Source organism: Nonomuraea sp. C10, assembly GCF_008017515.1.
In the GTDB taxonomy this organism is placed as follows: Bacteria; Actinomycetota; Actinomycetes; order Streptosporangiales; family Streptosporangiaceae; genus Nonomuraea; species Nonomuraea ferruginea.
Genome location: NZ_VPFF01000001.1, coordinates 5151566 through 5178270, shown reverse-complemented (window position 1 = coordinate 5178270; position 26705 = coordinate 5151566). Strand labels below are relative to the sequence as shown.

Sequence of the window (26705 nt, the reverse complement as noted above, 5' to 3'; positions counted from 1 at the left end):
TTCCGACTCTGACTGATCGGGGAAACAGATGACCGAACTCGCCGAGGGCGCCGTACAGCCGGTGACCGCCACCCGCTGGTGGCGGGACGCGGTGATCTACCAGGTCTACGTGCGCAGCTTCGCCGACGGGAACGCCGACGGCGTCGGCGACCTGCCGGGCGTGCGCCGGCGCCTGCCCTACCTGGCGGAACTGGGCGTGGACGCCGTCTGGCTGACGCCGTTCTACCCCTCGCCGATGGCCGACTTCGGCTACGACGTCGCCGACTACCGCGACGTGGACCCGCTGTTCGGCACGCTCGCCGACGCCCGGGCGATGATCGCCGACGCGCATGCCCTCGGCCTGCGCGTCATCGTCGACGTGGTGCCCAACCACACCTCCGACCGGCACCCTTGGTTCGCCCGTGCCCTCAAGGGCGGTCCTGACCGGGAGCGCTACATCTTCCGTGACGGCCGCGGCGCACACGGCGGGCTGCCGCCGAACGACTGGGAATCCATCTTCGGCGGTCCCGCCTGGACCAGGGTGGGCGACGGCCAGTGGTATCTGCACCTGTTCGCCCCGGAGCAGCCCGACCTGAACTGGGAGCACCCGGAGGTGCACGCGGAGTTCGCCGACGTGCTGCGCTTCTGGCTCGACCTGGGCGTGGACGGGTTCCGGGTGGACGTCGCGCACGGCATGGTCAAGGCGCCGGGGCTGCCCGACGTCGGCCGGACCGGCCAGGTCCGCATGATCGGCGCCGACGTGGTGCCGTACTTCGACCAGGACGGCGTGCACGAGATCCACCGGTCGTGGCGGCGCGTCCTCGACTCGTACCCGGGGGAGCGCATCGGCGTGGCCGAGGCGTGGGCGCCCACGGCTGAACGGCTGGCCCGCTACGTCCGGTCGGACGAGCTGCACCAGGCGTTCAACTTCCACTTCCTCAACACCCCGTGGCAGGCCGGGGCGCTGCGCGAGGTCATCGACGAGTCACTGGCCACGGCCGGCTCGGTCGGCGCGCCGTCCACCTGGGTGCTGTCCAACCATGACGTCAAGCGGCCCGTCACCCGCTACGGCAGCCTGGCCAGGGCCCGCGCCGCCGCGCTGCTGACGCTCGCCCTGCCCGGCTCCGCGTACGTCTACCAGGGCGAGGAACTGGGCCTGCCCGAGGTGCTCGACCTGCCGGAAGAGGTCCTGCGGGACCCGCAGCGGCTGCGCGACCCCGACAGCGGCCGCGACGGCTGCCGGGTGCCCGTTCCCTGGACCCGCGAGACCGGCTGGAACGACCCGTGGCTCCCGATCCCCGGCACGTGGGCGGAGCTGAGCGTGGAAGCGCAGCGGGACGACCCCGGCTCGACGCTGGAGCTGTACCGGCAGGCGCTGCGGCTGCGCCGCGCACGCCCAGAGCTCGGCGACGGCGCGCTCACCTGGCTCGACTCGCCGTACGGGACGCTCGTCTTCACCCGCGGCGACGGCTTCACCTGCGCGGTCAACCTCAACGACCACGAGGTGGAGCTGCCGGTCTCGGGCGACCTGCTGCTGGCCAGCGCGCCCCTGGCAGGCGGTACGCTCCCGCCCGACTCGGCCGCCTGGTGGGGGCGGCCCCTGTGGTAGGGATGCCCGCGAACGGGATGCCCCGGCTGACCGACATCGCCGCGCTCGCGGGGGTGAGCGAGGCGACGGTCAGCCGGGTGCTGAACGGCCGGCCGGGAGTCTCGAAGCCGACCCGGCACTCCGTGCTGACCGCGCTCGACCTCATCGGTTACGAGAGGCCACCGCGCATCAGGCAACGCAGCCGCGGCCTGGTGGGCGTGGTGACACCCGAGCTGGACAACCCGATCTTCCCAGCCTTCGGCCAGGCGATCGAGAAGGCGCTCACCCAGCACGGCTACACGCCCGTCCTGTGCACGCAGCTGCCCGGCGGCGCGCCCGAGGACGAGTTCACCGAGCTGCTGCTCGAATGCGGGGTCAGCGCCATGATCTTCGTGTCGGGGCTGCACGCGGACACCACCGCGCGGGCCGACCGCTACATCCGGCTGGTGACGCAGAAGGTGCCGATGGTCCTGCTGAACGGGTACGCCGCGGACGTCGAAGCGCCGTTCCTGTCCACCGACGACCGCCTCGCCGCCCGGCTCGCGGTTCAGCACCTGCACGCCCTCGGACACGAGCGGATCGGGCTGGCCGTGGGCCAGGCCAGGTTCGTCCCCGTGATCAGGAAGATCGACGGCTACCGGCAGGCCATGGCCGACCTGTGCCCCGGCGAGGACCCCGGCGCGCTGATCGCCCACTCCCTCTTCTCCGTGGAGGGCGGGCAGGCCGCGGCGGCCCAGCTCCTGGATCGCGGCTGCACCGGAATCGTCTGCGCGAGCGACCTCATGGCGATCGGCGCCATCAGGGCGTGCCGCGACAGAGGGCTGGACGTCCCCGGCGCGGTGTCCGTGGTCGGATACGACGACTCGGTGCTCATCCCCTACACCGACCCGCCGCTGACCACGGTGCGCCAGCCGGTACAGGTCATCGCCGCGGCCGCGGTCGACACGCTCCTGGAGCTGGTCGCCGGGGCGCCGTCCCGCCACCAGGAGCTGATCTTCCGGCCCGAACTCATCGTCCGCGCCTCCACCGGCTCGGGCCCGAAGATCATCCGATGACGGAGGGGGGCAGTTTCGGCGTTCCGGGGTTCAGACGAGCCTGCGGCAACGACGGCGGTACTCCTCGTTGGCGCCGGCGAGATCGTCCAGATCCTCGTCTATCGTGGCCAGCCACTCGCTGAGCACCGCGCTCTGACGATGGCCGAGGTCGCGATAGATCGCCAGCGCCGCCCGCCAGTGCGCCCGGGCGGCCGGCAGGTCCTCCAGGAGCACGGTGGAGGCCAGCAGGTCGAGTGCCGCCGCCGTGCGCAGCGGGTCGCCGAGCTCCTCGGCGTGGGTCAACTGGGTCTCGGCGTGCCGCCTGGCCGCCTCCCGGTCTCCTCTGCGTAACGCGATCTCGGTGAGGTTGTGCAGGGAGAAGCAGATCTGTTGCACGTCATCGCAAGCGATCGCGTATCCGAGCGCCCGCCGCAGCGCCTCGTCCGCCTCCGGCAGGCTGCCCATCTCGATGAGGGCACAGCCCAGGTTGACGTGTCCCGCCGCGGCGTACTGCGGCACCTGTCCGTACTCGGGCACGGCCAGCGCGATCCGCAGGTGCCGCATCCCTTCCTCGGGACGGCCCTGGGTGATGTACAGCCCGCCGAGGTTGGCGTGGGCCGAGCCGACCATGCGGTCACTGCCCGCCGCGGTCGCCAGGTCGATCGCCCGCCGGTAGTGCTCGACGGCCTCGGCGTAGCGCCCGGTCTGCTTGCAGACGATGCCCGACGAGTTGCTCATGTACGTCATGCCCTCCAGGTCGCCGCACCGCGTCGCGGACGCGTGGCCGATCCGCAGTGCGGCCGACCACTCCCGCCAGCGTCGCCGGATGATGAAGTACGCCAGCAGGTCGGAGGTGAGTCGCCAGGCGCGGTGATGCCGGCCGTGCCGGGCGGCGAGCTCGACGACACCCACGAAGCTCTCGCGCTCCGCGTCGTGCCAGGCCAGAGCCTCGGCCCGATCGGCGAACCGCAGCCGCTCCACCGGCGGGTGTGTCAGCTGACGCTCGCCCGGAGGCCGGCGCGGCTGCAACAGGGGATAGGCGGCGAAGACCGCGTCGGCGTAGAAGTCGACCAGCCGCAGGGCCGCCTCGGCCCGCCCCTCGTCCGGTTCGTCACTGGCCAGCATCCGGATGGCATAGCTGCGCAGCAGATCGTGCATCGTGTACCGGCCCGCCCGATGCTCATCGATCATGTGCGCCGTGGACAGCTCCTCCAGGGGACGCCGTGCCCCGGCGAGGGTGACGCCGAGCAGCGCCGCGGCCGCCTCCGGCGCGAAGTCCTGGCCAGGAGCCAGGCTCAACAGCCGGAACAACCGCCGCGCGACGTCCCCGAGCGCGCGGTAGGACAGCTCGAACGCGGAGTCGACCGGCCCCTTCAGGCCACCCTGGATGTCGAGCACCTCCAGCGCGTCATCGGTCGCGAGGCGCCTGGTGTACTCCACGATCGTCAGATGAGGACGGCAGATGAGCTGCGCCGCGGCCAGCCGCAGGGCCAGCGGCAGATACGCGCACCGCCGCGCCAGCTCGCGGATGGCCTGCTCGTCGTCGGCCGTCGAGCTCGTGATGGCCCCGCGCAGCAGCTCGTCCGCCTCGATCGCCGTGAGCGGATCGAGCCGCAGCAGCCGCGCTCCCTCGTTGGCGATCAGGCCGCGGAGCTGGTTACGGCTGGTGACCAGGACGACGCAGCTCGCCGAACCGGGTAGCAGCGGCCGGATCTGTTCAGCGTCGCGCGCGTTGTCCAGCAGGATCAGCACACGTTGCCGGGAGAGCCGCGAGCGCAGCAGCGCCGCCGCCTCGTCCACCTCGTCGGGGACCGCGTCGACTCCGACAGAGCGCAGGAACCTGTGCAGCACCTCAAGGGGTTCCAAGGGATCACGGCCGGGATCGAAGCCGCGCAGGTTCACGTAGAGCTGCCCGTCGGGAAACCGGTCGCGATGTCCGTGCGCCCAGTGCACAGCCAGCGCGCTCTTGCCCACCCCGGCCGTGCCGACCACCAGCACCGCGGGAGGCGGGTCGGCCGCGCACGCCATCGCGGTCAGCGTTTCCAGCTCCCGGGCCCTTCCCGTGAAGCGGTGGACGTCATAAGGGAGCTGGGCGGGCCGCACCCAGGTCGTCGGAGCGAGGCTCAGGGATTGGTCCGCGGTGAGGATGGCCTGCTCAAGCCGGACGAACGCCTCTCCAGGGTCGAGCCCTTCCTCCTCGGCGAGCAGACCGCGCATCCGCCTGGCGGTCTCCAGCGCCTGAGAGCGAAGGCCCGCACGGTACTGCGCCAGCATCAGCCGGCACACCATCGGCTCGCGCAGCGGGTGTGCCTCGACGAGGCCGCTCAGCTTGGGGATCAGCGCGTCGTGATCGCCGAGCGCCAGCCGGGCATCAGCGAGCGACTCCAGAGCGCTCAGCCGCTGCTCATGCAGCCGGTGGCGGGCCGCGTCCGCGTACGCCGCGGTGATGTCCGCCAGCGCCTGCCCTCGCCACAGCCCGGCTGCCGCGTCCAGTTCGCGGGCCGCCTCCTCGTGCGCGCCGCGTTCGAGGAGCCTGCGGCCCGCCTTGACGCGGCCGGCGAAGACGTCGGCGTCCAGCGCACCGTACGCCAGCTCCAGGCGGTAGCCGCCGGGGCAGGTGACGATGACGTCGTCCAGCCCGCGCTCACGCAGCGCCTTGCGCAGTCCCGAGATCGCCACGTGGACCTGTGTCCGCGCGGACGCCGGCTCCGCGCCGCCCCAGATGGCCTCGATCACCTGATCGGGCGTCACCACCCGGTTGGCGTGCAGCAACAGATACGCCAGGAAAGCCCGGTGCCTGGGCTGGGCGGCGGATACCGGCCCGCTGTCCGTGATGATCTCAACCGGTCCAAGAATGCCGAACAGCACCTGCGGCCCCCCTGATCGCTGATGGCGAGCGTAGGCACACTGCCGAAGTGCCGCAAGCGGGTAATAGCCGCCGACAAGCGGATGGATAGCCCCTCCTGCCTACGCTGTGCCGTAGATCAACGGCGTTCCAGCCGAGTCCTGTCACGGTGATAAGACCCTGTGAGGAGTGCAATGAAAAAGGTGACGAAGACGCTGCAGGTGGCCGCGGTCGGCGCATTGCTGGCGGCCGGCACAGTGGTCGCTTCGGCGGGGGCCGCACACGCGGCTCCCTCCAACTGTTCCGACACGTACACGACGTTCACCTACGAAGTGTTCTGCGGTAAGGGGGACGGGGAGTTCCAGGCCGTGGTCAGGTGCTACAGGATCGGCTCCAGCAACTACACGACCCGGTACGGACAGTGGAGGCGCCCCAACACCGTGAGGTCCGTGGCCAAGTGCACGACCAGCGAAGAGCCGGCGAGCGGCTACTGGCGCTTCCGCTGAGGGCCGATCGCCATCCCCGATCAGGGCATCGTGGGACCGACGGGACACAGGGTGCGGTGCCGGGGCGGCTGCCAGGTCCGGCAGAGTGATCAATCTGCCGTCGGCTCCGGTAGCATCGGTGACATGTCTGGCGCTTCGTGCGCGGCCGTCTGTGCCGCGGTGACAAGGACGCTCCGCTAAGCGGCGGGGCGTTCTTCTCACCATCCGCTGAACGTCCTGTCGCTTCGTGGTCCAACCGGAGCGGCACGTTCGTGCTGCCCGGAACCTCCTCTGGGCAACGGAGCACTCGATGCTTTCAGGCATTCTCCTTTCGCTCCGGGACGGATCGTCCCCGGTGCGTGCGTGGCTGGTGCTGTGCGGCATGGCCACGCTGCAGTTCTTCATCGCGCTTGACATGACCGTGGTCAATGTCGCGCTGCCCTCGATCGGCGCCGACTTCGGCGTCGACGATCACGCGCTGACCTGGGTCGTGGTCGGCTACACCATCACCGGCGGCGGGCTGCTGATGCTCGGCGGCCGGCTGGGCGACGTGCTCGGCAGGCGCCGCATCCTCCTGCTCGGCACGACGCTCTTCGGCGCCGCGTCCGTGCTGGCCGGGCTCGCGCCGTCCTTCGCCCTGCTGGTGACAGCCCGGCTGCTGCAGGGCGTCGGTGAAGCGGTCGCGCTTCCGGCATCCATGGCGGTGATCGTGCTCATGTTCCCCGAGGGACCGCGCAGGTCGCGGGCGCTGAGCGTGTGGGCGGCCGTGGCGAGCTGCGGCCTCGTCGTCGGGTTCGTGGCCTCCGGGATCATCACCGAGCTGCTCGGCTGGCGGTGGATCTTCCTGGTGTCCGTACCCTTCATCCTGGTCGTGCTCGCCACGGTGGTCCTCCTCGTGCCGGGCGGACGGGCTGCCGAGCGCGCTCCGCTGGACCTCCCCGGTGCGCTCCTGCTGGTCGCGGCTCCGCTGCTGTTCACCCTTGGGGTCGTCGAGGCAGGAGGGGCGGACGGCACGCTGCCGTGGCTGCCGCCGGTGGCGCTGGCCGGCGCGGTGGTGGCCGGGGCGCTGTTCGTCAGGGTCGAGCGCCGTGCGCGGCGACCGCTCGTGCCGGCGCGGTTCTTCCGCAACCGGCCGCGCGTCCTGGCCAACCTCGCCACCGCTCTGCTGAGCGCGGCATTGTCCACTTCGTTCCTGCTGTTCACCTACTACCTGCAGGATCGGTTGGGCGCCGGCCCGCTCCAGGCCGGCCTGACGATGCTGCCCCTGGCGGTGTCCCTGATCGCGGCCTCGCTGCTGATTCCCCGGCTGTTCGGACGGTGGGGCGCCCGCGTCTGTGTCCTGGCCGGGATCGGCTGCACCATGCTGGCGATGGCCGCCATCGCGCTGGTCTCCCGTCTCGGGGCCGCCGGTCCGGCGATGGTTCCGGCCATGATGCTCGTCGCCGCAGGGATAGGGTTCGGGATCGTCGGACTGCAGTACGTGGCGGTGACCGGCGTGACCGATGACGACGCCGGCATCGCCTCCGGCGTCCAGCGAGCCGCCGACCAGCTGGGCGGTGCTACCGGGGTCACCGTGTACGTCGGCATCGGGTTCGCTCCCGCCTTGGACGGCATCGACCCGTTCCTCACCAGTAGCCTTCTGGCCCTCGCCGGGCTCGCCGCGGCCGGGTTCGTCGCCTGGCGCATCGCCATGCCGCACCCGCACGGCCTTCGGCGGGACTGGGGAAGCCCCTAGGTCGTCCCCCGGGGCGCCAGGGGTCCGGCACGGCGACGCTTGGAGCCACGCGACCTAGGAGGGGACATGCCAGTGAACAGTCCGCTCGACCTGGGCCGGCTCCAGACGGAGCTGGAACAGGCCGAGCAGCCATGGAGCATGGCGTACACGTCCATGACCGGGCTCACCGAAGAGAGCAGGGTCCTGCGCCTCGGGGTTCCGCCGACCCCGGGCGTGAGCGTCGCCGAGCTCGACGACGACCTCGACGAGCGGACCGCGGCGGCCCACGCGGCCGGCGCGGAGTCGGTGGGGGCCCCGGCCGCCTTCGACCTGCGCGACCACGGCGGTGCCGACTACACCACACCGGTCAAGGACCAGGGGGACTGCGGGTCGTGCGTCGCCTTCGCGGTGATCTCGACGATGGAGCACGTCGTCCGCTTCACCAACCGGACGCCGGGCCTCACAGTGGACCTCTCCGAGGCCCACCTGTTCTACTGCCACGGCGGCCAGGATGGAGCGAGCTGCGTGGCGGGCTGGTGGCCGGCGCAGGCCCTGCCCTACTGCCGCGACGCGGGGGTCGCGTTCGACGACTGCTTCCCCTACGTGGCCGGGGACCAGGACTGCTCCCGGCTGAACGCCGACTGGCCCAACCGCATGGCGAAGGTCGCGCGGTTCCAGGACATCAGCGGCGACGCCGCGGCCATGAAGGAGCACATCGCCGCGTACGGCGCCGTCTCCGCGTGCCTGGACGTCTACCAGGACTTCTTCAGCTACGGCGGCGGCGTCTATCGGCACGTCACCGGCGCGTACGCCGGCGGTCACTGCGTCAGCCTGGTCGGGTACGACGATGCCGCCGGATGCTGGATCGCCAAGAACAGCTGGGGTCGTCACTGGGGCGACCAGGGCTTCTTCAAGATCGCCTACGGCCAGTGCCGCATCGAGACCTACCAGACCTGCTCCGTCTCCGGGGTGACGCTGCGCGGCTGGCTGCCGGACCAGCGGATCCTGGGCCTGTGGAGCAACGAGGCCGACGGCAACGTGTGGGCCTACGGCAGCGTCCGCGGCTGGCTCAAGCTCGACGGCGCCGACGCGACCACCGGCGAGGCGATGCTGCTCGAACTGGCGGCCTCCAAGGCGCTCGGCACGCCCGTCGGCCTGTACGAGGACGGCGGAACCGTCCACCAGATCTACGCGTGGTAGGGGGAGAGATGACGACGAAGGAGTACGACGAGATCACCGGTTCCCGGCCGGTGCTGATCCCGCCGTCCGTCCGGCCGGTGGCCGCCGATGGCCAGGGCTCCGCCAAGCCGGCCGGTGACGAGATGGTCGCCCGGTTCGCGCAGCTACCCGATGGCGAGATGCGGCCGACGCTGACCGTCTCCCCGGAAGCGCCCGAGGAGACCGTCGCGGAGAATGGCGGAGCCGGTGGGTGGATCTCCGGCGCCACCGTCACCGCCACCTGGTCGATCGCCCAGACCCGCAACGCCTGGATCCTGGTGCAGGGCGTCTGGAAGAAGATCTACAACGGCGGCGACGGGGCGTTCACGGCGCTGCTGACGCTCGCCACGCAGGCCAGGCAGACCGGGTCCCCGATCACCTATCGGGAGGAGCCGGACGGCCTGGTCCACGAGATCTACCTGTGGTGACGGCGTTTCCGTATTCCGGCCGCCTGGCTGACCGTGGTGCGTGCCTCTTCTCCGCGGCCCAGGCGGTCGAGGATCTCGGCGAGCGTGTCCAGCATGATCACGAGGTTGGGTTCGTGCGTGGCGGGTTCGTCGCGGGCGAGCCGCTCCAGGATCCCGGTGGCCCGCCGCGCAGGTTCCAGGGCCTCGGCCGGGCTGGACCACTGCAGGTTGGACGCCAGGAGGTGCAGGGTCGCGGCGAGGGTGAGCCGGTCCGCGCCGGGGTCGTCCCGGGCGAGGAGGTCGTAGAGGTGGGCGGCCTCTCCCGCCGCGGCGGCAGCCTCTTCGTGGCGTCCGACACGTCCCAGCCTGTGTGCGTGGCGTTTCAGGGCGAGCGCGAGATGACCTCGGTGCTCGGCGGAACCGCCGCGGGCCAGCCGGCGGCGGATCTGGACGGCCTCGTCGCCGGCGGCCAGGGACTCCCACGGTTCGTCCTTGATCCACAGGGCTTCGGCCAGCGTCTTGAGCGTGACGGCCAAACCTTGGTCGCGCTCCTGGGCGTCGCCGTGGGAACGCCGCCGGTAGGCCGCCGCTATCTCGTTCAGCATGGCGACGTTCTCGTCCCGCGACTCGCGCTCGTAGGCGCCGGCGGGCTGCTCGTCCGGCGACCGGCCCACGCTGCCCGTGGTCATCGCCGTCAGCCCTCCGTGAACGGCGTACTCCAGCTCGGCGGCGGTGCCCTCCCGCAGGAGTTCCCGGGCGATCGCGCCGATCACGTCCAGGGTCTCGTCCCATCGCCCCAGCATCGCGAGGACGGTGCCGTGGGCGGCCAGCATGCCGAGCAGATCGGTCGCGTCGTCCCAGTGCCCGAGGAAGTCGATGGCGTCGCGCTGCCCGGCCAGGACGAGGTCCCATCGTTCCAGCCGGCGCAGCAGGAGGTCGAGCGAGAGGAAGGTGTGATAGAGCGCCACCCCGTCGGCGGTGGGGTTGGCCCGCGCCTCGTGGCGGAGCACCCGCGCGGCCGTTTCCAGGCCGGTCTCCACGTCGTCCTCGGTCCCTTGCACCCACACCAGGCCGAGCGCCCCGGCGAACGTGTCCTGCCAGGCGTCGCGGCCGTCCGAATCCTTCCGCCGGTCGAGGCGGCGACGGATCCGTACGGCCTCGTCGAGCACGGCGACGGCCGGTTCGGCGCGGCCCAGCCGCAGCAGCACCGCGGTCTGGAAGGCCAGCATTCCGTAGAGGCTGTCCTCGTGGGCGGGCTCGGCGGGGTTGTCGCGGGCGAGCCGGCGCAGGATCTCCATGGCCTCGTGGGCGAGCGCCGCGGCCTGCTCCGGTTCCGAGGCCACCAGGTTGCCCGCGAGGGCCATCAGCGCCGCCGCGACGTCGTCCGAGTAGTCCTTGCCCAGGTTCTCCTGGTCGCGCGCCAGCCGGCGGACCAGGTCGACGCCCTCGCGCGCGAGGGCCAGCGACTCCTCCGGCGCTCCCAGGTACGGTCCGCAGAGCGCGGCCACACAGATCACGGCGGCCAGGCGTTCCTGGTGTTCGGCGGGATCGTCGCGGGCGAGCCGGCGGAAGATCTCGACGGCCTCGCGGAACGCCGCCAGCGCCTCGTCCGGGCGGGCCAGGGCGGGCCGCAGCGCGTCACCGCCGGCGGAGAAGTAGGCCACCGCCGCCAGGTCGTCCGGCTGAGGTATGGCGCCCCCGAGTGCCAGGTCCATGGCGAGGTAGAACGCCGCCGCGGCGAGCTTGGGCTCGAACGTCCGGGGATCGGCGGCGGCCAGCGGCCGGTACAGCCGGGTGGCCTCGGTCAGCGCGGCGGCCGCCTTCTCCTCCTGGTGGGCCTGGTAGAGCCACCGGCCCAGGACGTCGTACAGCTCCGCGCGGGCGGCGGGATCGGTGAGCGTCGGCAGCCGGTGCCCGGCGAGGCGCTCGGTGAGGTCGGCCGCCGCGACGGCGAGGTCGCCGGCCGCGTCGTCCGGGTCCTCGGGGAGGAGACGCTCCAGTGTTTCCAGCGTGGGGATCAGATGGGGCCAGCGTTCGCAGGCCGCGGTGAGGAACGTGATCGTCCGCGCGGCGTACGGCGGCAGCGTCCCGTCGCAGGACGGTGAGGCGAGCAGCGTCTCGGGGGCGGTGGCCGCCCACGCCTCCGGCTGGTGCTCGGGCAGGTCGTGGCCGGGCAGGCACAGGGCCAGGAAGTCCTCGGCGAGCCGGTCGGGGTAGAGGGGCTCCAGCACCGTACGGGGATCGGCGGGCGGGTAGCAGAAGGTGTGGTCGGTGAGCACCCGGTCGGTGTCACCGCCGACGCCGACGGCGTCCAGCGCCGCCATGGCGTCCCGGAAGCCCAGGGGACCGGTGAGCACGGCGGTGAACACGGCCCGTCGCATCCGGATCGGGTCGGTGCCGAACGTCGTGCGCGCGCCCGTCAGGGGGTCGGCGGTGCCGTGCAGCGTGTGCCAGTGATGGCTCTCGCGCCCCAGCAGGTAGGCGGTCAGCGCCAGCATGCTCTCACCGGGCGCGGGCCGGGGCGTGTCACGGACGTGGCGGTCGACGGCGACCAGCGCGGCCATGTGCACCGCCAGGGTGAGGCCGAACTCCTCACGTTCCAGCCAGTCCGGCACGCCGATCACCGACGCCCGCGTCAGCCCGTAGCAGCGGGCGAAGCAGTCGCGGGCGGCCCTGAACATGTCGCGGCGGGCGTCCCTCGTGCTCGGCAGGGGGCCCAAGGACCGGGCGGCGCAGGCCCCGGGTGGCCAGCCGGCCTGGGTGAGGGCATGGCGCAGGGCGGGCCAGATGTGCTCGTTGCGGGCGAGGAGCAGCACTCGTACCGGTACGTCCTGGTCGAGGATCTTGTTGCTGAACAGCCACGTCAGGTGGGCCAGGGGCCAGCGGTCGGCGTAGTCGACCAGCATGAGGATCCCGCGGGCGGTCCCGAGGCGCAGGTCGTGGCTGGTCTGGTCCTCGGCGTTGACCACCTGGGCCGGCGCGTGCTCGGCGACGATCACCTTCCAGCCGTCGCCGGCCGCCGCCGCGGCGAGGTGGGCGGCGAGGCGGGTCTTGCCCTGGCCGCCGGGGGCGTGCAGCCAGCGGACCGCGTGGCTGTCACCGCTGTCGCGCCACGTGGTCAGCTCCTCGACTTCGCCGTCGCGGCCGGTGAAGTCCACCACGGCGTGGCGGGCGTTGAGGAGCTGGCTCGGCTGGGCCGGGAGCCCGAGAGCGTCCAGCGCGACTCTCAGCTGCGCCCGTCCGCTCGTCTCCTTGAGCAGGTACAGAGGTCTGCCGTCGCCGAAGACGTGCAGATCCGCGCCGATCACCCCGTAGGCGAAGCCGCTCTCGACCCGTACCTCCTGGTGAACGGTACGCCCCAGCTGGCCGAACATGCCGTCCATGCCGGTCACATGGAGCTGTCGGCGCCGCGGTCCGGCTGCGCGGGGGAGGCGTAGTAGTTGATGTCGCCGTCCATCACGGAGAACTGCCGGGAGTTGTCGCGGGCGATGTTGTACTGGTGCTGCACCCGCTGCGCGTCGGGCAGAGCCTCACGTACGCGCGCGACGAGCTCTCGCAGCTCGGCCTCGACCTCGGGGTGCTCCTCCAGCAACTGGGCCAGCGCCATCTCCCAGACCGGCACCAGCTTCTGCCGCGCCTGACCGGGATCACCGGCCCGCTCCACCAGGACGACGTTGCCGTCGAGCTGAGCTTCGACGGCGGCCTGACGCTCGGGCCCCTGGCGGCTGAACAGCCGGGCCACACCGCTGCGGGTCGCCTGCCAGGCATCGGTGGCCATGGCTCCCACCAGAGCCGCCCCACCGCTGGCGGCCAACGCCACCAGGGATTCGGTCAGCATCGGCCCCTCCCTTCCTCGCGCATATCCGTTGCACGCCAATCCACCGAAAGTCAGATCAATACTGACGGCGCACGGCCGGACACGCCTCACGAACGACGAAGATTCCGAGATCGTCATAATTCCCCTACCGGCCTTCGTCTGAGGCGATCAAGGTGCCACCCTGGAGCCATGTCGAATGCGGCGAGAGGGCAGAAGCGAGCGCCGGGTACGTGGGTATGGCGGGCGGTGCGGAACACCGCCATCGTGGTGCTGGTGGTCTCGCTTCTGGTCTGGTTCCTCGTCGACCCGCTCCGTCTGCCAGGGGATGTGCTGGAGGGGCTGAATCGACGGGCCAGCGTGATCGGGATGTTCACGGGCGCGGCCGGGCTGGTCGTCTCGATGCTGGGGTTGCGCGCGCAACTGCGAAGCCGGCCCGCCGACGACGACGCGTCCATCTCGGGGACACCGGAGCCCGCCCACGCCCGTGGCCCGCGACCTCGTACGATCCTGCTGATCGCGGCCGTGCCGGCCGTCGTGGTGACCACCCTGATCGTCCTGGCCGTCGTATCAGAGAGGCCGGTCCGTTACGAGGCCGAGGACGGCACTTACCACAATGCCAGGCGCCTTTACAATATCGACGGCGCGTCGAACAAAGCTTCTATGGGCTATTTGAACCACCCGGACAGCTGGGTCGAAATCAAGGTGTACGCGCCCAGGGCCGACACCTATACGGTGAACGTGCGGTACAGCGCCGCCGATGGCAACGCGCGTCAGTATCTGACGGTGAATGGCTCGCACAAGGTCGTCCTGCATTACCCGGGTAGTCCCACCTGGACGTCCTGGTCGGACGCGCCGGTCAAGCTGAAGCTGGACCACGAATGGAACACACTGCGATTCCAGCACGACGACGGACCGTTCGCGGCCGAACTGGACTACGTCGAGATCTCCTGATGTGGCCGGTTCGGCGCGTTCCGAGAGGTCGTGCGGTGCTTCCGCCGCCGCCGGCGCGGATCCCTTGATCACGGCCCGGTCCCACCTGACGGGGCCGTGATCAGGGAAGCGCGCTGACGGTCAGGCGCAGGTGTAACCGGACGGCAGGGCGGTGTCGCCGTTGGGCCTGCTCGCTTGGAAGCCGAAGCTGGTAGTGCTAGCTCCCGGCGCGAGCGTGCCGTTGTGGCTGACACTTCTGACCGTGACGGTCTGGCCGCTGGTGGTGACGGTGCCGTTCCACGAGCCGGTCAGGGTGTGCCCGGCCGGCAGGGTGAAGGTGACCGTCCAGCCGGTGATCGTCGAGGTGCTGGTGTTGGTGATGGTCAGCGGCTGGATCACATACCCGTTCCCCCACTGGGACTGCACGGTCGGGGTGGCCGAGCAGGCACCAGTCGTGCCTCCCTGCGTGGTGATCTGGACGGTGTTGGAGACCGGAGAGACGTTGCCGGCGGCATCGCGCGCCCGGACCTGGTAGCGGTAGGTGGTGCCCGCGGTCAGGCCCGTGTCGGTGAACGAGGTCGTGGCCGAGGTGCCGGCCTGCGCGAACGTGCCGCCCGACGCGCCGGGAGCGCGCAGGATCTCGTAGCCGGTCACACCGGTGTCGTCGGTGGAGGCCGTCCAGGTCAGGCTGGTGCCGGTCGTGGTGGTGCCCGAGGCGGTGAGCCCGGCCGGGGCGGTCGGCGGCGTGGTGTCGCCTCCGGTGGCGGCCGTGGTGAAGGTGACCGTCGCGGAGTTGCCCGACAGGTTGCCCGCGCCGTCGCGCGCCCGTACGTACACCTGGTACTGGGTGCTGGCGCTCAGCCCGGTCAGGGTGATCGACGTGGTGGTGGACTGGCCGAGCTGCGGGTCGGTGGCGCCCTGCTCCCGGTAGACGTTGTAACCCGCCAGGCCGGAGCCGCCCTGGTCGGTGGACGCGGTCCAGGTCAGCGTGGCGCTGGTGGCGGTCACGTTGGACGCGACCGGGGTGCCCGGCGTGGTCGGCGGCGTGGTGTCGGTCTGGCTGGTGGTCAAGCCGAAGAACTCGACGGCGTAGCGGGCCATGCCGCTCTGCGGAAGAGCGTGCCCGGTGCCCTGGATGCTGTACGCCTCCACCTGCACGGTGCCGGACGGATCGGCGTACCGGCTGCGGTTCCAGTTTGCCTGAGGGGTGTCGGTGCTGGTCGGGGTCTGGCTCAGCCCGAACACGTTGGTCCACTGCTCGATCGACTCCCGCAGCAGCGAGTAGGGCACGAGGGTGTCGCTGGTGCCGTGCCACAGCTGCATGCGCGGGCGGGGGCCGGAATATCCCGGGTGCGCCTGGCGGACCGCGTCGCCCCACTGCTGGGGTGTCCGGTCCATGCTCCCGCCGGTGCACCTGCTGCTTCCCGGCGGGTAGTCGGAGGCGCCGGCGAAGCAGTTGAAGGGCACACCCATGAAGGAGGCCCCTGCCTTGAACACGTCCGGGTAGACGGCGAGCATGTGCTGGGTCATCATGCCGCCGGACGAGCTTCCCGTGGCGTAGACCCGGTTCGGGTCTCCCTGGTGGGTCCGCTCGACATAGTCGATCATCGAGAGGATCGAGACCGGGTCGCTGCCGCCGCCGCGCCGCTTGGCCGCGTCCGACCAGGTGTCGAAGCAGTTGCCGAACCCAGCCGACTGGGTGGCGGTCGGGTAGATGACGACGAAGCCGTATCGATCCGCCAGCGAGGCGAACTCACTGCCCTGGTAGAAGCCGGGACCGGACCCGCCGCAGCCGTGCATCGCCACCACGATCGCCGGCGAGGCCGGGCGCGAGTCCGGCACATAGACGTGCATCCGCATGTTGCCCGGGTTGCTGCCGAAACTGGTCACCTCCACCAGGGTGGCGGCGACGGCCGGCGATCCGAGTACCACGGTCATGACGGCAAAGAGCGCCGCGGCGCAGGCACCAGCCAGCACCGTGGTCAAGCGTCTCATTCGCGCTCCTCCTCTCCATGTCCGCGGCGCGCCGCGGATCGGTCCGCCGCGTAATGACGTCGGTTCGCTGGAAAATAGAAGGGCCACGATCCACCGTCAATGCACGCCCGCCGGACGTCCCCGCCGGTTCACCTGGCGCAGAGCCGTTTCCCATGGTTATCAAGTAACTTGCTATCAAGGACCTTGATAACGGGGTGAGAAACTTACATTGGAGCCCGTACCGACAGGGGCGCGATATCGTCTCCTGGTGACCGATCCGGGTGTCCCCGCGGACGCGCCGCCGCCCCGTGTGAGCTACCTCGTGTTCCGGCTGGAACGCCGCATCCGCGCCTGCCTGGACGATGCGCTCGCCCGGCACGGCATGACGACCACCGGATACATGGCGCTCAGCGAGCTGCGCCTGCGCGACGCCCCGTCCTCGGCCGACCTGGCCCGCATCGCCTTCGTCACCCCGCAGGCGATGAACCTGGTCATCCGCGATCTCGAACAACGCGGCCTGATCCGCCGCGACCCGCATCCCGACGGCGGCCGCGCTCTGCGCACCCGCCTCACCCCGAAGGGCCTGAGCACCCTCCGGCGATGCGACCGCTCCCTCGACAGCATCGAAGCCGTCATGCTCGCCGAGATCGACGACCCGGACCGCACGACACTCGCGGAAACGCTCACCCTGTGCGCCCGAGCCCTCCACTCGGACACACGGCCGTGACCTCATTCCTCGGCTCGCAGGAGCCACCTGAACGCAAGGGTGTCCTGGACTGACACAGGGAGGATCTTCAGCTGGGAAGACGGCTCAGAGCTGCCGCAGCCATACAAATCAACATCCGGCGTGCCGAGCGATATCAACCGAGGATTTTTTTGTAATCCGTGGGTCGTGGGTTCAAGTCATGTGCCGCCGTCTGCCGCGCTGTACCGCGTACACGCGAGCAACCACCTATTCTTGAACCATCGGCGATATGCGTCATTGGTCCTGTTCGGAGCATGTGGCTCTCGGAGGCACGAAGCAAGGTGCTCCGTGCTGAAGCCCTAGCTGCACGGCGGATCGCACACGCACGAGCAGCCATCGAGCAGTACCCAGCCGACGGTGTTCGTGCCGTGGAACGCAGCGGTGGGCCATCTGTTGGACCAGCGTCTCCGCGACGACGTCTCGGGTGGGCTCCGCGTCGCAGATCCGGAGGTGCGGCTCCGCAGGGACTGCTGTTCGTGGCCAGCGCCCGGGCGCCGTCGCAGGGTCCAACAGCACAGCCATGCAGTCCGCCTCGCAAGGTTCAACACTTTGCGTCGGAACTTCGGCAGGTGGACCGTCGCCCATGCCATTCCCATCAAGCGGCACGAGAACCCAAGATTCGTTCCCTCACCTCGGGCCTGGCGAGCCTCATGAAACAAAAATCGTCAAACGGTACTCTGTATCATCTGTGGTCGGCTCTGTTTCTCACTATAACCTGACAGATATTGACGGCCTTCCCATCGTGCTGGAGCCTCAGTGGAACCGGGCAGTGGCAGCCCGACAGGCGAGGGACGGCTGCTCACCGGTCATGAGGTTCGCCAACCGCACGGAGAACCAGCCATGACGGTGTACGTAGCAATTCTGAAGGGGCGTCAACCCTATTTTCAGGCACTGGCAGAAGCGAGCGATCAAGTTAAAAGCATCATCCGGCCCCTTATTGAAGTGTTCCCCCGACGAGGGGACACGGAAGTCAAGCGCCTCATCACGCGCCTGGCGGGGCAGATAAAGGCGCAAACGTTGGCTGACGTCGACATGTGCTTCGACACCCAGCCGCTGGCCTCCTACTTCGGCCCGTCAGGGCGCAGCGAAGCTCTGCGGCGTCTCACAGACGAGCTAGGGGTACATGCTTTCCGCCCGGTCGTTCACCTCGGCGACACGGGGGAAGATCTCGAGGAATTACGCGAAGTCATCGCTGACCAGCAGATGGGGCTCTGCCTGAGAATCCCCCTGTCGTTCGCCCACAACCTCGACTATCCTCGCGATTTGTTCGACCTTCTCGGCTTGGTCGGTGAGTCACCCGAACGGACCGACGTGATTCTCGAGTGCGGCCACTGCGAGGCGCCGGCAGAGACCCATCGTCAACTTACGCAGCCAATGCGACGTCTGCTTGAGTATGACTGGCACACCCTCACGATTGCTGCTGGATCGTTCCCATCTCCGAAAGACTTCAAGCCTCCGCCGGAACCGCGCATTACTCGGTTGCCGAGGGCGGAGTCGGAACTCTGGTGCAGAGTGAGCACCGCATGGCGCACCGTGGACTATGGCGACTATGGCATCGATCATGCCTCAGCTCCGCCTGCGGATGGAGAGCAGCCTGCTCCTAATCTGCGCTACGCCAGTGGCCAACAGTGGTGCCTGTACTACTGGCCGAAGGATTCGCGCGGCAGGCACAGCACTTTTTATCCGCTCTGCCGGGCATTGATGAGGTCTCCCGAGTGGCCGCGTTCCGGCCCTGCGTTCTCATGGGGTGATGAACAAATCGCCGCGGCCGCTCAGGAGGAACGCGGCCCTGGTGGCGGCGCTCAGTGGAAGGCGTTCGCCTTGTCCCACTATCTGGCCCTCGTGACGAGCACGTTGCAGCAGGATGCCAGGGAAGAGGACGGCTACGTGTCGATGCCGTAGCGGGCGTGGATCGCTTCCATCCAGCTCACAGCTTGGGCGGCCAATTGAGTGACCTCTGCGTAGATACGCCGCTCCTGGGCGGCGCGCTCGGGGGCCGGCGCCGTCTCATACGCTTCAGCAGCAAGCTTGCCGAGCTGCGCCATCATGGCCACGACTCGGCCCCGGCCCAGCTCGTAGAGGTCAGCTCCGGCTGGATGGGCGCGAAGTCGCTCGCGCTCGTGCAGGACGTCGTCGAAGGCGCTGCTCAGCCTCAGCTGGGTGGCGTGGGCCTGCACCGCTTCGACGATGAACTCGGCGACCTGTCGCGGATACGCGGTATCGGCGATCTCGAAGTACAGGCTGTACTGTTCCTCATCGCCTGCGGTCACGGCCCAAGGACCGCGTTCGTCCTTATCGGGGTTCGACTGGCTGGGGACGACGGTCCACGATGCTAAATCGACGGTGCTGATCTGCTCGGGTGTGGGTATCGGTGCCTGCATCGCTGTCTTCCTTTGAGTTCGGGTGTTGGAAGGTGGCGTGGTCGGGCGTCGAGGGTGGTGTCCCATCGTGGAGGTACACCCTGTCTGATCGCCATGGATTGCCGGTCGTTGTGACGTACACGTAAGGCGGCCGGTCAATGATCGCCGCTCCGGCTGATCGACTGGTGTGTTGCCGGATCAGACGTGCCGCACCGGGTGGCTCGCCGCGGCGAGGACAAGGAGTCTCTCCATGGCTGCCAGGATCGACGCCAAGACGCGGCCGACGCCCGGGGCGCAGGAGCAGGTGGTAGGCGAATTCGAGGCGGTCTGGTGACGGCGGATGTGGTCCGCGCCTGCCGGAACGGGCTCGCGCAGTCAACTATTCAGGATGGGCCGGTATGCAGGCAGCAGCAGAGGCACCACGCCAATCGCGTGGGCCCCGCAGCGGATGACCTCGACCGGGCCTCGCCGCCCTCTGTCTTTGACTCGGCGCTCTGGGTAAGCATTGGCACGGCGAACCGCAGCTGCCTGTCGTGTGCGATCAAGCCCAGTACGGCCTGCTGCTGGTTCCGGCCGTACGCGAAGTGGGCCGCGCCGTTGACAAACGTTGCCATGCTGTCTCGGACCGGCAACCTTATGAGGCTGACGCGGCCAAAGGCAACAACGGTTGCCATGGAGGCGACAAGGCCGCGTTTCCAAGGACGAGCGATCGGCAAGGCCCGGGAGGCGATGTGCGTGGGACTTGAACCCACGGCCACGGATTATGAGGGCGGCTACCTGTAGCTTGCATGTTTCACACCAAAGAGGTCACTGGTTCGACCGAGAATCGCCCACCACATCGCAGCAGGTCAGGGGCCGGTTCTCCAATGGAGGGACCGGCCTTCTCGCTGTCTGGACCGTGACCTCGGCAGTCACCCACCCGGACGGACCGTCACACTCTGGCGGACGGTTGTTCGGCACAGCGGACTTCTTCTTTCGGAACCAGGGATCCCCAGAGATCAGGTGTCCACCAAACCGGGTCCAGCATCGTGCTTGGGCGTAGCTCTGGCGGCGGGTTGTGGATCGCCACACTCGCCGGACTCGAGCTACGCCCACGTGTGAGGGGTACGCGGTCTAGGCTCGGCTGGGCCGGCCCAGCAGCTCGAACAGGCTGGAGAAGCCTTGGTCGCCGTGGCCGCCGGCGATCCTGCGGTCCATCAGTTCCTTGACCTCCTTCATCCGGACGGCTTCCACGCCGAGGGATTCGCGGTGGTCGATCAGGTCGTCCATCAGCGCCGCCTGGACGTTGAGCGGACCGAGATCCGGTGCGTACTCGCCGCTCTTGACGGCCTTGCCCATCGAGGTCAGCAACGACGGGTACATGGCCACAGAACCGGCGACGCGCTCGGTGAACTCCACCACGTCGACCCCTTCCGCCTGGACCAGGCGGAGCACGTGCAGATAGCCGATGAGCAGTTCGTAGCCCACCGCGACCTGGGCCATGAACTCCACGGCTGCCAGGCCGGCGTCCTCACCGTGGTAGGCGATGCCGCCCAGTTCCCGCAGCGTCGGCTCGTGAGCGTCGAAGGTGGCGTGGGAACCGCTGAAGAGGAACATGACGTCGGGGGTTCCCACGTAGGGCGGATCCCCCATGATCTTGCCGTCGATGTACTCGGCGCCGTGTTCACGCGCCCAGCGCTCGTTCGCCCGGGCCTGGCCTGCGGAGCCACTGGTCACGTTCACCAGCACCTTGCCCGCGACCGTCGGCCCCACGGACGCCAGCACCTCCTCGACCGCCGTGTTGTCGAGCAGGCAGACGATGACGAGCGGGCTCGCAGCCACCGCCTCGGCGGCCGTGGCGGCGGCCGTGGCGCCGCTCTCCACCAACGGGGTGCTCCTGCTCGCGGTCCGGTTCCAGACCGTCGTGCGATGGCCGCGGTCGACGAAGGTCCTGGCGATCGCCGACCCCATCTCACCGAGCCCCAGTACGGTGACCTGGCTGGTCGCGGCGGTCGGGTTCCTGGTCGTCGTCATGATGACGCCTTTCGTGTCGAAGCGTGGGGTGCGTTCGGTGGTTCGGCCAAGGTCGGTGATGGGGCGGCCGGGGTGGTGCGGCGGGTGAGGGTCAGGGCGGCGAGGATGCCTGCGAGGGTGAGCGCGGCCGCGAGGTAGACCGCGTCGCGCAGGCCGGCGGAGGTGGCGGCGCGCAGCGCCTCGCCGGTCAGCCCGGTGAGCCCGGAGGCGGAGACGCTGACCAGGATGGCCAGGCCCACGCCGGTGCCGACCTGGAGGGCGGTGTTGGCCATGCCCCCTGCGGCGCCCTGGTCGTTGTCGGCCACGCCGGTGCCCGAGACGCCGAACATGGTCGGGTAGATCGTTCCCATGCCCATGCCGTACACGATCAGGCCGGCGAGGATCGTCCAGTACGAGCCGTCGGCTCGCATGCCCGCGGCCATCAGCGCGCCGCCGGCGGAGCCGAGCAGCAGGGCGATGATCAAGGTGGCGCGGGCGCCGATGCGGTTGATCAGTCGTTCCGCGACGAAGTTGGCGATGCCGATCACCACGGAGAGGCCCAGGAAGACCAGCCCTGCCTGCAGTGCCGAGTAGCCGAGCACGTCCTGGACGTACAGGGTGAGGAAGTAGACCAGGTTCTGCATGGTGATGCCGAAGGTGAGGATCACCAGCAGGCCGGCGCGGACGTTGGGGTTGGCGAACAGCCGCAGCGGCATCAGCGGGTGCCTGGTGCGGGCCTCGATGACGACGAACGTGGTCAGCAGCGCCACGGCGAGGACGGCGGAGGCGAGGACGGAGGTCGTGTTCCAGCCGATCTCCGGGCCCTGGGCGATGGCGAAGACGAGCAGGGTCAGCCCGGCCGTTCCGGTCAGGGCGCCCGGGATGTCGAAGCCGCGTCCCCGTTGGCGCGGGCCGTCCACGTCGAGCAGGGCGAACGCGCCCACGGTGCCCGCCACGACCAGCGGCACGTTCACCAGGAACACCGCCTCCCAGCCGAACGCGTGGGTCAGCACACCGCCGAGCAGGGCGCCCAGGCTCAGCCCGCCCGCGCCTGCCATGGCCCACACGGCCAGGGCGCGTACGCGCTCGCGGCCTTCGGTGAACCTGGTGGTGACCAGCGAGAGCGTGGCCGGGAACAGGAAGGCGCCGCCGATTCCCTGGAGCGCCCGCGCCGCGATCAGTGTCGCGGGTGAGGTCGCCAGGCCACCCAGGAGCGAGGCACCGCCGAACAGGAGCATGCCCAGGACGAACATGCGGCGGCGGCCGAGCAGGTCGGACGAGCGGCCGCCCAGCAGCAGGAAGCCGCCGAAGAAGATGGCGTAGGCGCTGACCACCCATTGGACGGCGTGACCGGACAGCCCGACCTCGCGGGCGATGTCGGGCAGCGCCACGTACACGATGGTGAAGTCGAGCGAAGTGATCAGGCTGGAGAAGGCCAGCAGAGCGAGGATCCAGCGCGACCTGGCGCTGGTGGTCATTCTTTGTGGCGATGGCATCGCGATCTCCTCAGAAGGTTCGGGGCAAGGCGTCTGTCACGCCACGTAGGGGCGTTCCGCACGGGCGTCACACAGGGTGCGGGCCCACCAGGTCAGCTGGTCGATCAGGCTCTCCGCCGCCGCGCGGCAGCCGACCTCGTCGATCGGGCGGCCGCGGTCGTCGAACTTGTCCCGGCAGGAGTGGAAGCTGACCGTGTTGCGGACGGTGACGGCGTGGAGCTCGGCGAAGACCTGCCTGAGGTGCTCGACGGCGCGCAGGCCTCCGGAGGCTCCGCCGTAGGAGACGAAGCCGACCGGTTTGGCCTGCCATTCGTCGACGTACCAGTCGATGGCCGTCTTGAGCGAGGCGGGGAAGCTGCGGTTGTACTCCGGCGTGACGATCACGAACGCGTCGGCCCGGTCCAGCCGTGCTCCCAGCTTCCGTACCGGTTCTGGCGCCTCGGAAGGCCCCGTGTCGTCAGCGGCGAGTACGGCGGGCAGGGCGACATCGGCGAGGTCGATGAGGTCGAGACGGAGGGCGGGGTGCCGGCGGGCCTCCCCGGCGAACCATTCGGCCACCGTGGGACCGAACCGGCGGTCCCGGATGCTGCCGGTGATGATGGCGACGTTCAGCGGTGCGGTCGCGGTCATCGCTCTCTCCCTTCGAAACTTCCTGTGCGGCTCGGTGGGACGAGCATGGCGACCGGCGCTTTTCCGGCTCTTACCGCGCGCTTCTCGCCGGCGGCGGGCCGCGGTAAGCGGGGCCGGGGAAAGCGCCAGATAGTGTGACGACATGCGATTCGGGGTGCTCGGGCCGCTGGGGGTATGGACGGCGGACGGCGCCCCGGTGGTGGTGCGCGGGGCGAAGGTCCGCGCGCTGCTGGCCGTGCTCCTCGGGCATGAGGGGCGGCCGGTGCCGGTGGACCGGCTGATCGACGACCTGTGGGGTGACGCGCCGCCGCGCAATCCGTCCGGGGCACTCCAGGTCAAGGTCTCGCAGCTGCGCCGCGCCCTGGACGAGGCCGAGCCGGGCGCCAGGAACCTGGTGTCCTTCGAGGAGACCGTGGGGTACCGGCTTCGGATCGATGCGGAGGCCGTCGACGCGACGCGGTTCACCGGGCTGCTGGCGCGGGCGCGCGAGGCGCCCAGCCCGCGGTCACGGGCGGGCCTGCTGACCGAGGCGCTGGAGCTGTGGCGCGGGCCGGCCTACGCCGACTTCGCCGACGAGGAGTTCGCGCGGCTGCCGATGGCGCTCCTGGAAGAGCAGCGGCTCACCGCCCTCGAGGAACGGGCGGAGGCGCGCCTGGAGATCGGTGAGCTGGGCGCCCTGGCGGGCGAACTGGGCGACCTGGTCGAACGCCATCCGCTGCGCGAACGCCTCCGCGCCGCGTACATGCGCGCCCTGTACGGCACCGGTCGGCAGAGCGACGCCCTCGAGACCTACGCCGACCTGCTGACGCGGCTGCGTGAGGAACTGGGCCTGGACCCAGGGCCGGAGATCGCCGGACTCCACCGCCGGATCCTCGAGCAGGACCCTGCCCTGGCCACCGCGCCAGAGGCGGCGCCGCGGACGAACCTGCCCGCGCAGATCAGCGAGCTGGTCGGGCGTGAGGAGGCGCTGGCCCAGGTCCAGGCGCTGCTGAAGTCGGCCAGGCTGGTCACTCTCACCGGCCCGGGCGGTGTCGGCAAGACGCGGATGGCTTTGGAGACCGCCGCTGGCGTCGCCGCGGATCACCCTGATGGCGTGTGGCTCGTCGAGCTGGCCGGCCTCGACAGGACGGCCGGGGCGGCCGGGACCGATCGGCTCGTGGAGAAGGTCATCGCCGTGCTCGACATCCGCGACGACACCGCCCCCGGCATGCCGCGTTCCGGCGCTCCCTCAGATCCGGCGGAACGGCTCGCCGACGCGTTGCGTACCCGCCGGACGCTGCTCGTCCTGGACAACTGCGAGCACGTGATCGACGAGGTCGCCGCGTTGAGCGAGCGGCTGCTGCGGGCCGCGCCGGAGGTGCGGATCCTCGCCACCAGTCAGGAGCCCCTGGGACTCGCCGGGGAGTCCGTCTGGCCGGTCCCGCCGCTGGAGGCGCCCCTCTCCCCGGCCGAGACCGGGGTGGCGATTCTCCGCAGGTTCAGCGCCGTCCGGTTGTTCGAGGCGCGCGCGGCGGCCGCCGTTCCCGGGTTCGTGATCGACCACACCAACGCCCGGGTGGTCGCGGCGATCTGCCGCCGGCTGGACGGCGTCCCGCTGGCCCTGGAGCTGGCGGCCACCCGCCTGCGCGCACTGGACGTCCACGACCTGGCCGAACGGCTCGACGACCGGTTCCGGCTGCTCTCCTCCGGGCACCGCGGCGCCCCGGCGCGGCAGCGGACCCTGCGCGCGATGATCGACTGGAGCTGGGAGCTGCTGTCCGAGCCGGAACGCCTTGTCCTGCGGCGCCTCGCCGTACACACGGAGGGCTGCGCGCTGGAGGCGGCCGAGGAGATCTGCGCGGACGGCGGCGACGTGGCGCCGGAGGACGTCCTCGACCTGCTGGCCCGCCTCGTCGACCGTTCGATGGTGGTCAGGGTCGGTGGAGCGGGCAGCAGCCGCTACCGGCTGCTGGAATCGGTCGCGGCCTACGCGCTGGACCGTCTGGAGGAGGCCGGTGAGACCGAACGGGTCCGCCTCCGGCACCTGATCTTCCACACCGAGCTGGCCGAGCGCGCGGAGCCGCGGCTGCACGGCCCTGACCAGCGGCGCTGGCTTCGGCGCCTGGACGCGGAACACGGCAACCTGCGCGCGGCGCTGGAGGAGGCCGTCCGGCGGCAGGACGCCGGCCTCGCCCTGCGCCTGGTCAACGCGCTGGCCTGGTACTGGTTCCTGCGCGGGAGGATCGGCGAGGGCCGGCGCGCGTTCACGATGGCGCTGGCCATCCGGGGGGCGGCCCCCGCCGCGGCGAGAGCACGGGCCGAGGCCTGGCAGGCCGGGCTGGATCTGCTGGGCGAGCGTACGACGGACTTCCGTACGCCCGCGGAGACCATCGCCGACCCTGGCGAACGCGCCAGAGCGGAGTGGTTTCTCAGCGACGTGCTGCTCGGAGCCGGCGACCTGGCCCTCAGCCAGGACCTGGTCAACCGGGCGCTCCCCGTGCTCCAGCGGCTCGGCGACCGCTGGGGCACCGCCGCGGCGCTGGCCACGGTGGCCAACCACGCACTCGTCCGCAGCGACCTCGGCACGCTCGAACGAGCCGGGAACGAGAGCCTGGCGATATTCGAAGAGCTGGGGGACCGGTGGGGGCAGGTACGGGCCATCGACCTGCTCGGCAGGCTCGCGGAGATCAAGGGCGACCATCGCAGGTCCGCCGATCTCGGCCGCACCGGACTCCGGCTGGCCGAGGAACTCGGGCTGTGGCTGCAGGTCTCGCTGCTCCAGTCCGGGCTCGGCCGGATCGCCCTGCTGGCCGGCGACCACGCCGAGTCTGACCGGCGCCACGAGCGAGCCAGGACCCTCGCCGCCGAGCACGGTTACCGCACAGGCGAGACCTTCGCCCGCACCGGCCTGGCCCTCACCGCCCGCCGAGCGGGCCGCCTCGACGACGCCGAGGCCCACATGCGCGACGTCCTCGCCTGGGAACGCGAGGTGCGGTACGCGCCGGGCATCGCGCTCGGGCTGGCCGAGCTCGGCTTCACCGCCGAGCAGAGAGGAGACGCCGCCGCGGCGGAGGAACTCCACCGGGAGGCCCTCGCCGTCGCACAGGACACCGGCGACCCCAGGGCGATCGCGCTCGCCCTCGAAGGCTTGGCCGGCACGGCGGCCCTGACGGGCGCCCATGCGGAAGCGGCACGACTCCTCGGCGAAGCCGCCGCCCTGCGCCGGTCCGCGGGCGCACCCCTGCCACCCGAGGAGCACGGGGACGTCGACCGCATCACGGCCATGGCGCGGTCCGCACTCGGCGACGACGCCTTCGCCACGGCCTTCGCCGAAGGCCACGCCACGGCCTGACAAGCCTGTCCGTGCCTTAGGTATCAGCGAACGCGCAGTCATCCGCTGTATATGTATTACGATACGGTACGTGACGTATCGAGATAATGGTGAGGCGGCGGCGCGCGGCCGTCCCCGTGATGCGGCCCTGGATCAGCGGATCACTGCTGTCGTACTCGAG

18 protein-coding genes are annotated in these 26705 nt (G+C 70.3%); 10 read left to right on the top strand and 8 right to left on the bottom strand.

The window, feature by feature from the left end:
• The first annotated feature begins 28 nt into the window (after window positions 1–28).
• The gene (locus FR742_RS23860) at window positions 29–1588 is read left to right on the top strand and encodes a glycoside hydrolase family 13 protein (protein ID WP_148033001.1); all 1560 of its coding nucleotides are present in this window, start codon (window positions 29–31) and stop codon (window positions 1586–1588) included.
• 2 nt (window positions 1589–1590) lie between these two features.
• Entirely contained in the window at window positions 1591–2622 is a 1032-nt protein-coding gene (locus FR742_RS23855; protein ID WP_148033000.1) for a LacI family DNA-binding transcriptional regulator, read from the top strand.
• A 30-nt stretch (window positions 2623–2652) separates the two neighbouring features.
• On the opposite strand, the gene FR742_RS23850 is transcribed toward FR742_RS23855, so the two are convergent.
• The gene (locus FR742_RS23850) at window positions 2653–5469 is read right to left on the bottom strand and encodes a BTAD domain-containing putative transcriptional regulator (RefSeq protein WP_261808709.1); all 2817 of its coding nucleotides are present in this window, start codon (window positions 5467–5469) and stop codon (window positions 2653–2655) included.
• A gap of 180 nt (window positions 5470–5649) precedes the next feature.
• Between FR742_RS23850 and FR742_RS23845 the strand changes: the two genes are divergently transcribed.
• The 4 genes from FR742_RS23845 (at window position 5650) to FR742_RS23830 (ending at window position 9291) form a co-directional block, all read left to right on the top strand.
• Window positions 5650–5952 carry a hypothetical protein gene (locus tag FR742_RS23845; RefSeq protein ID WP_148032998.1) on the top strand — a complete coding sequence of 101 codons (303 nt, stop codon included), beginning with the start codon at window positions 5650–5652 and terminating at the stop codon, window positions 5950–5952.
• Between the two features lie 334 nt (window positions 5953–6286).
• Entirely contained in the window at window positions 6287–7666 is a 1380-nt protein-coding gene (locus tag FR742_RS23840; RefSeq protein ID WP_261808708.1) for an MFS transporter, read from the top strand.
• A gap of 66 nt (window positions 7667–7732) precedes the next feature.
• Window positions 7733–8845 carry a C1 family peptidase gene (locus FR742_RS23835; protein ID WP_148032997.1) on the top strand — a complete coding sequence of 371 codons (1113 nt, stop codon included), beginning with the start codon at window positions 7733–7735 and terminating at the stop codon, window positions 8843–8845.
• Window positions 8846–8853: 8 nt separating this feature from the next.
• On the top strand, window positions 8854–9291 hold the full coding sequence (locus tag FR742_RS23830; protein ID WP_148032996.1) for a hypothetical protein: 438 nt from the start codon (window positions 8854–8856) through the stop codon (window positions 9289–9291).
• Here the strand turns inward: FR742_RS23830 and FR742_RS23825 are convergent.
• Window positions 9279–12653: a hypothetical protein gene (locus tag FR742_RS23825; RefSeq protein ID WP_148032995.1), complete on the bottom strand. Its 3375-nt coding sequence runs from the start codon at window positions 12651–12653 to the stop codon at window positions 9279–9281. The genes FR742_RS23830 and FR742_RS23825 overlap by 13 nt on opposite strands.
• Before the next feature lie 5 nt (window positions 12654–12658).
• A complete protein-coding gene (locus FR742_RS23820) occupies window positions 12659–13108 on the bottom strand; it encodes a hypothetical protein (protein WP_148032994.1) in 450 nt (149 codons plus the stop codon).
• A gap of 243 nt (window positions 13109–13351) precedes the next feature.
• Between FR742_RS23820 and FR742_RS23815 the strand changes: the two genes are divergently transcribed.
• Window positions 13352–14038, top strand: a complete 687-nt coding sequence (locus FR742_RS23815) for a hypothetical protein (RefSeq protein WP_148032993.1) — start codon at window positions 13352–13354, stop codon at window positions 14036–14038.
• A gap of 120 nt (window positions 14039–14158) precedes the next feature.
• Here FR742_RS23815 and FR742_RS45935 read toward each other — a convergent pair whose 3' ends face one another.
• The gene (locus FR742_RS45935; RefSeq protein WP_148032992.1) at window positions 14159–16012 is read right to left on the bottom strand and encodes a PHB depolymerase family esterase; all 1854 of its coding nucleotides are present in this window, start codon (window positions 16010–16012) and stop codon (window positions 14159–14161) included.
• A gap of 247 nt (window positions 16013–16259) precedes the next feature.
• Between FR742_RS45935 and FR742_RS23805 the strand changes: the two genes are divergently transcribed.
• Window positions 16260–16718, top strand: coding sequence for a MarR family winged helix-turn-helix transcriptional regulator (locus FR742_RS23805; RefSeq protein WP_261808707.1), 459 nt, complete (start codon window positions 16260–16262; stop codon window positions 16716–16718).
• A gap of 858 nt (window positions 16719–17576) precedes the next feature.
• Window positions 17577–18638, top strand: coding sequence for a beta family protein (locus FR742_RS23800; RefSeq protein ID WP_148032991.1), 1062 nt, complete (start codon window positions 17577–17579; stop codon window positions 18636–18638).
• Here the strand turns inward: FR742_RS23800 and FR742_RS23795 are convergent.
• From FR742_RS23795 to FR742_RS23780, 4 genes are all read right to left on the bottom strand, one after another.
• Window positions 18620–19117 (bottom strand): hypothetical protein, encoded by a 498-nt coding sequence (locus tag FR742_RS23795; protein ID WP_148032990.1) that lies wholly within the window; start codon window positions 19115–19117, stop codon window positions 18620–18622. The genes FR742_RS23800 and FR742_RS23795 overlap by 19 nt on opposite strands.
• Before the next feature lie 1092 nt (window positions 19118–20209).
• Entirely contained in the window at window positions 20210–21109 is a 900-nt protein-coding gene (locus FR742_RS23790; RefSeq protein ID WP_148032989.1) for an NAD(P)-dependent oxidoreductase, read from the bottom strand.
• Window positions 21106–22566 (bottom strand): MFS transporter, encoded by a 1461-nt coding sequence (locus tag FR742_RS23785; protein WP_261808706.1) that lies wholly within the window; start codon window positions 22564–22566, stop codon window positions 21106–21108. The genes FR742_RS23790 and FR742_RS23785 overlap by 4 nt, the downstream gene beginning before the upstream one ends.
• 54 nt (window positions 22567–22620) lie before the next feature.
• Complete coding sequence (locus FR742_RS23780) at window positions 22621–23214, bottom strand: NADPH-dependent FMN reductase (protein ID WP_148032987.1); 594 nt, start codon at window positions 23212–23214, stop codon at window positions 22621–22623.
• A 142-nt stretch (window positions 23215–23356) separates the two neighbouring features.
• Here FR742_RS23780 and FR742_RS23775 point away from each other — a divergent pair, with 142 nt between their 5' ends.
• Window positions 23357–26545 (top strand): BTAD domain-containing putative transcriptional regulator, encoded by a 3189-nt coding sequence (locus FR742_RS23775; RefSeq protein ID WP_148032986.1) that lies wholly within the window; start codon window positions 23357–23359, stop codon window positions 26543–26545.
• The last annotated feature ends 160 nt before the right edge of the window (window positions 26546–26705 follow it).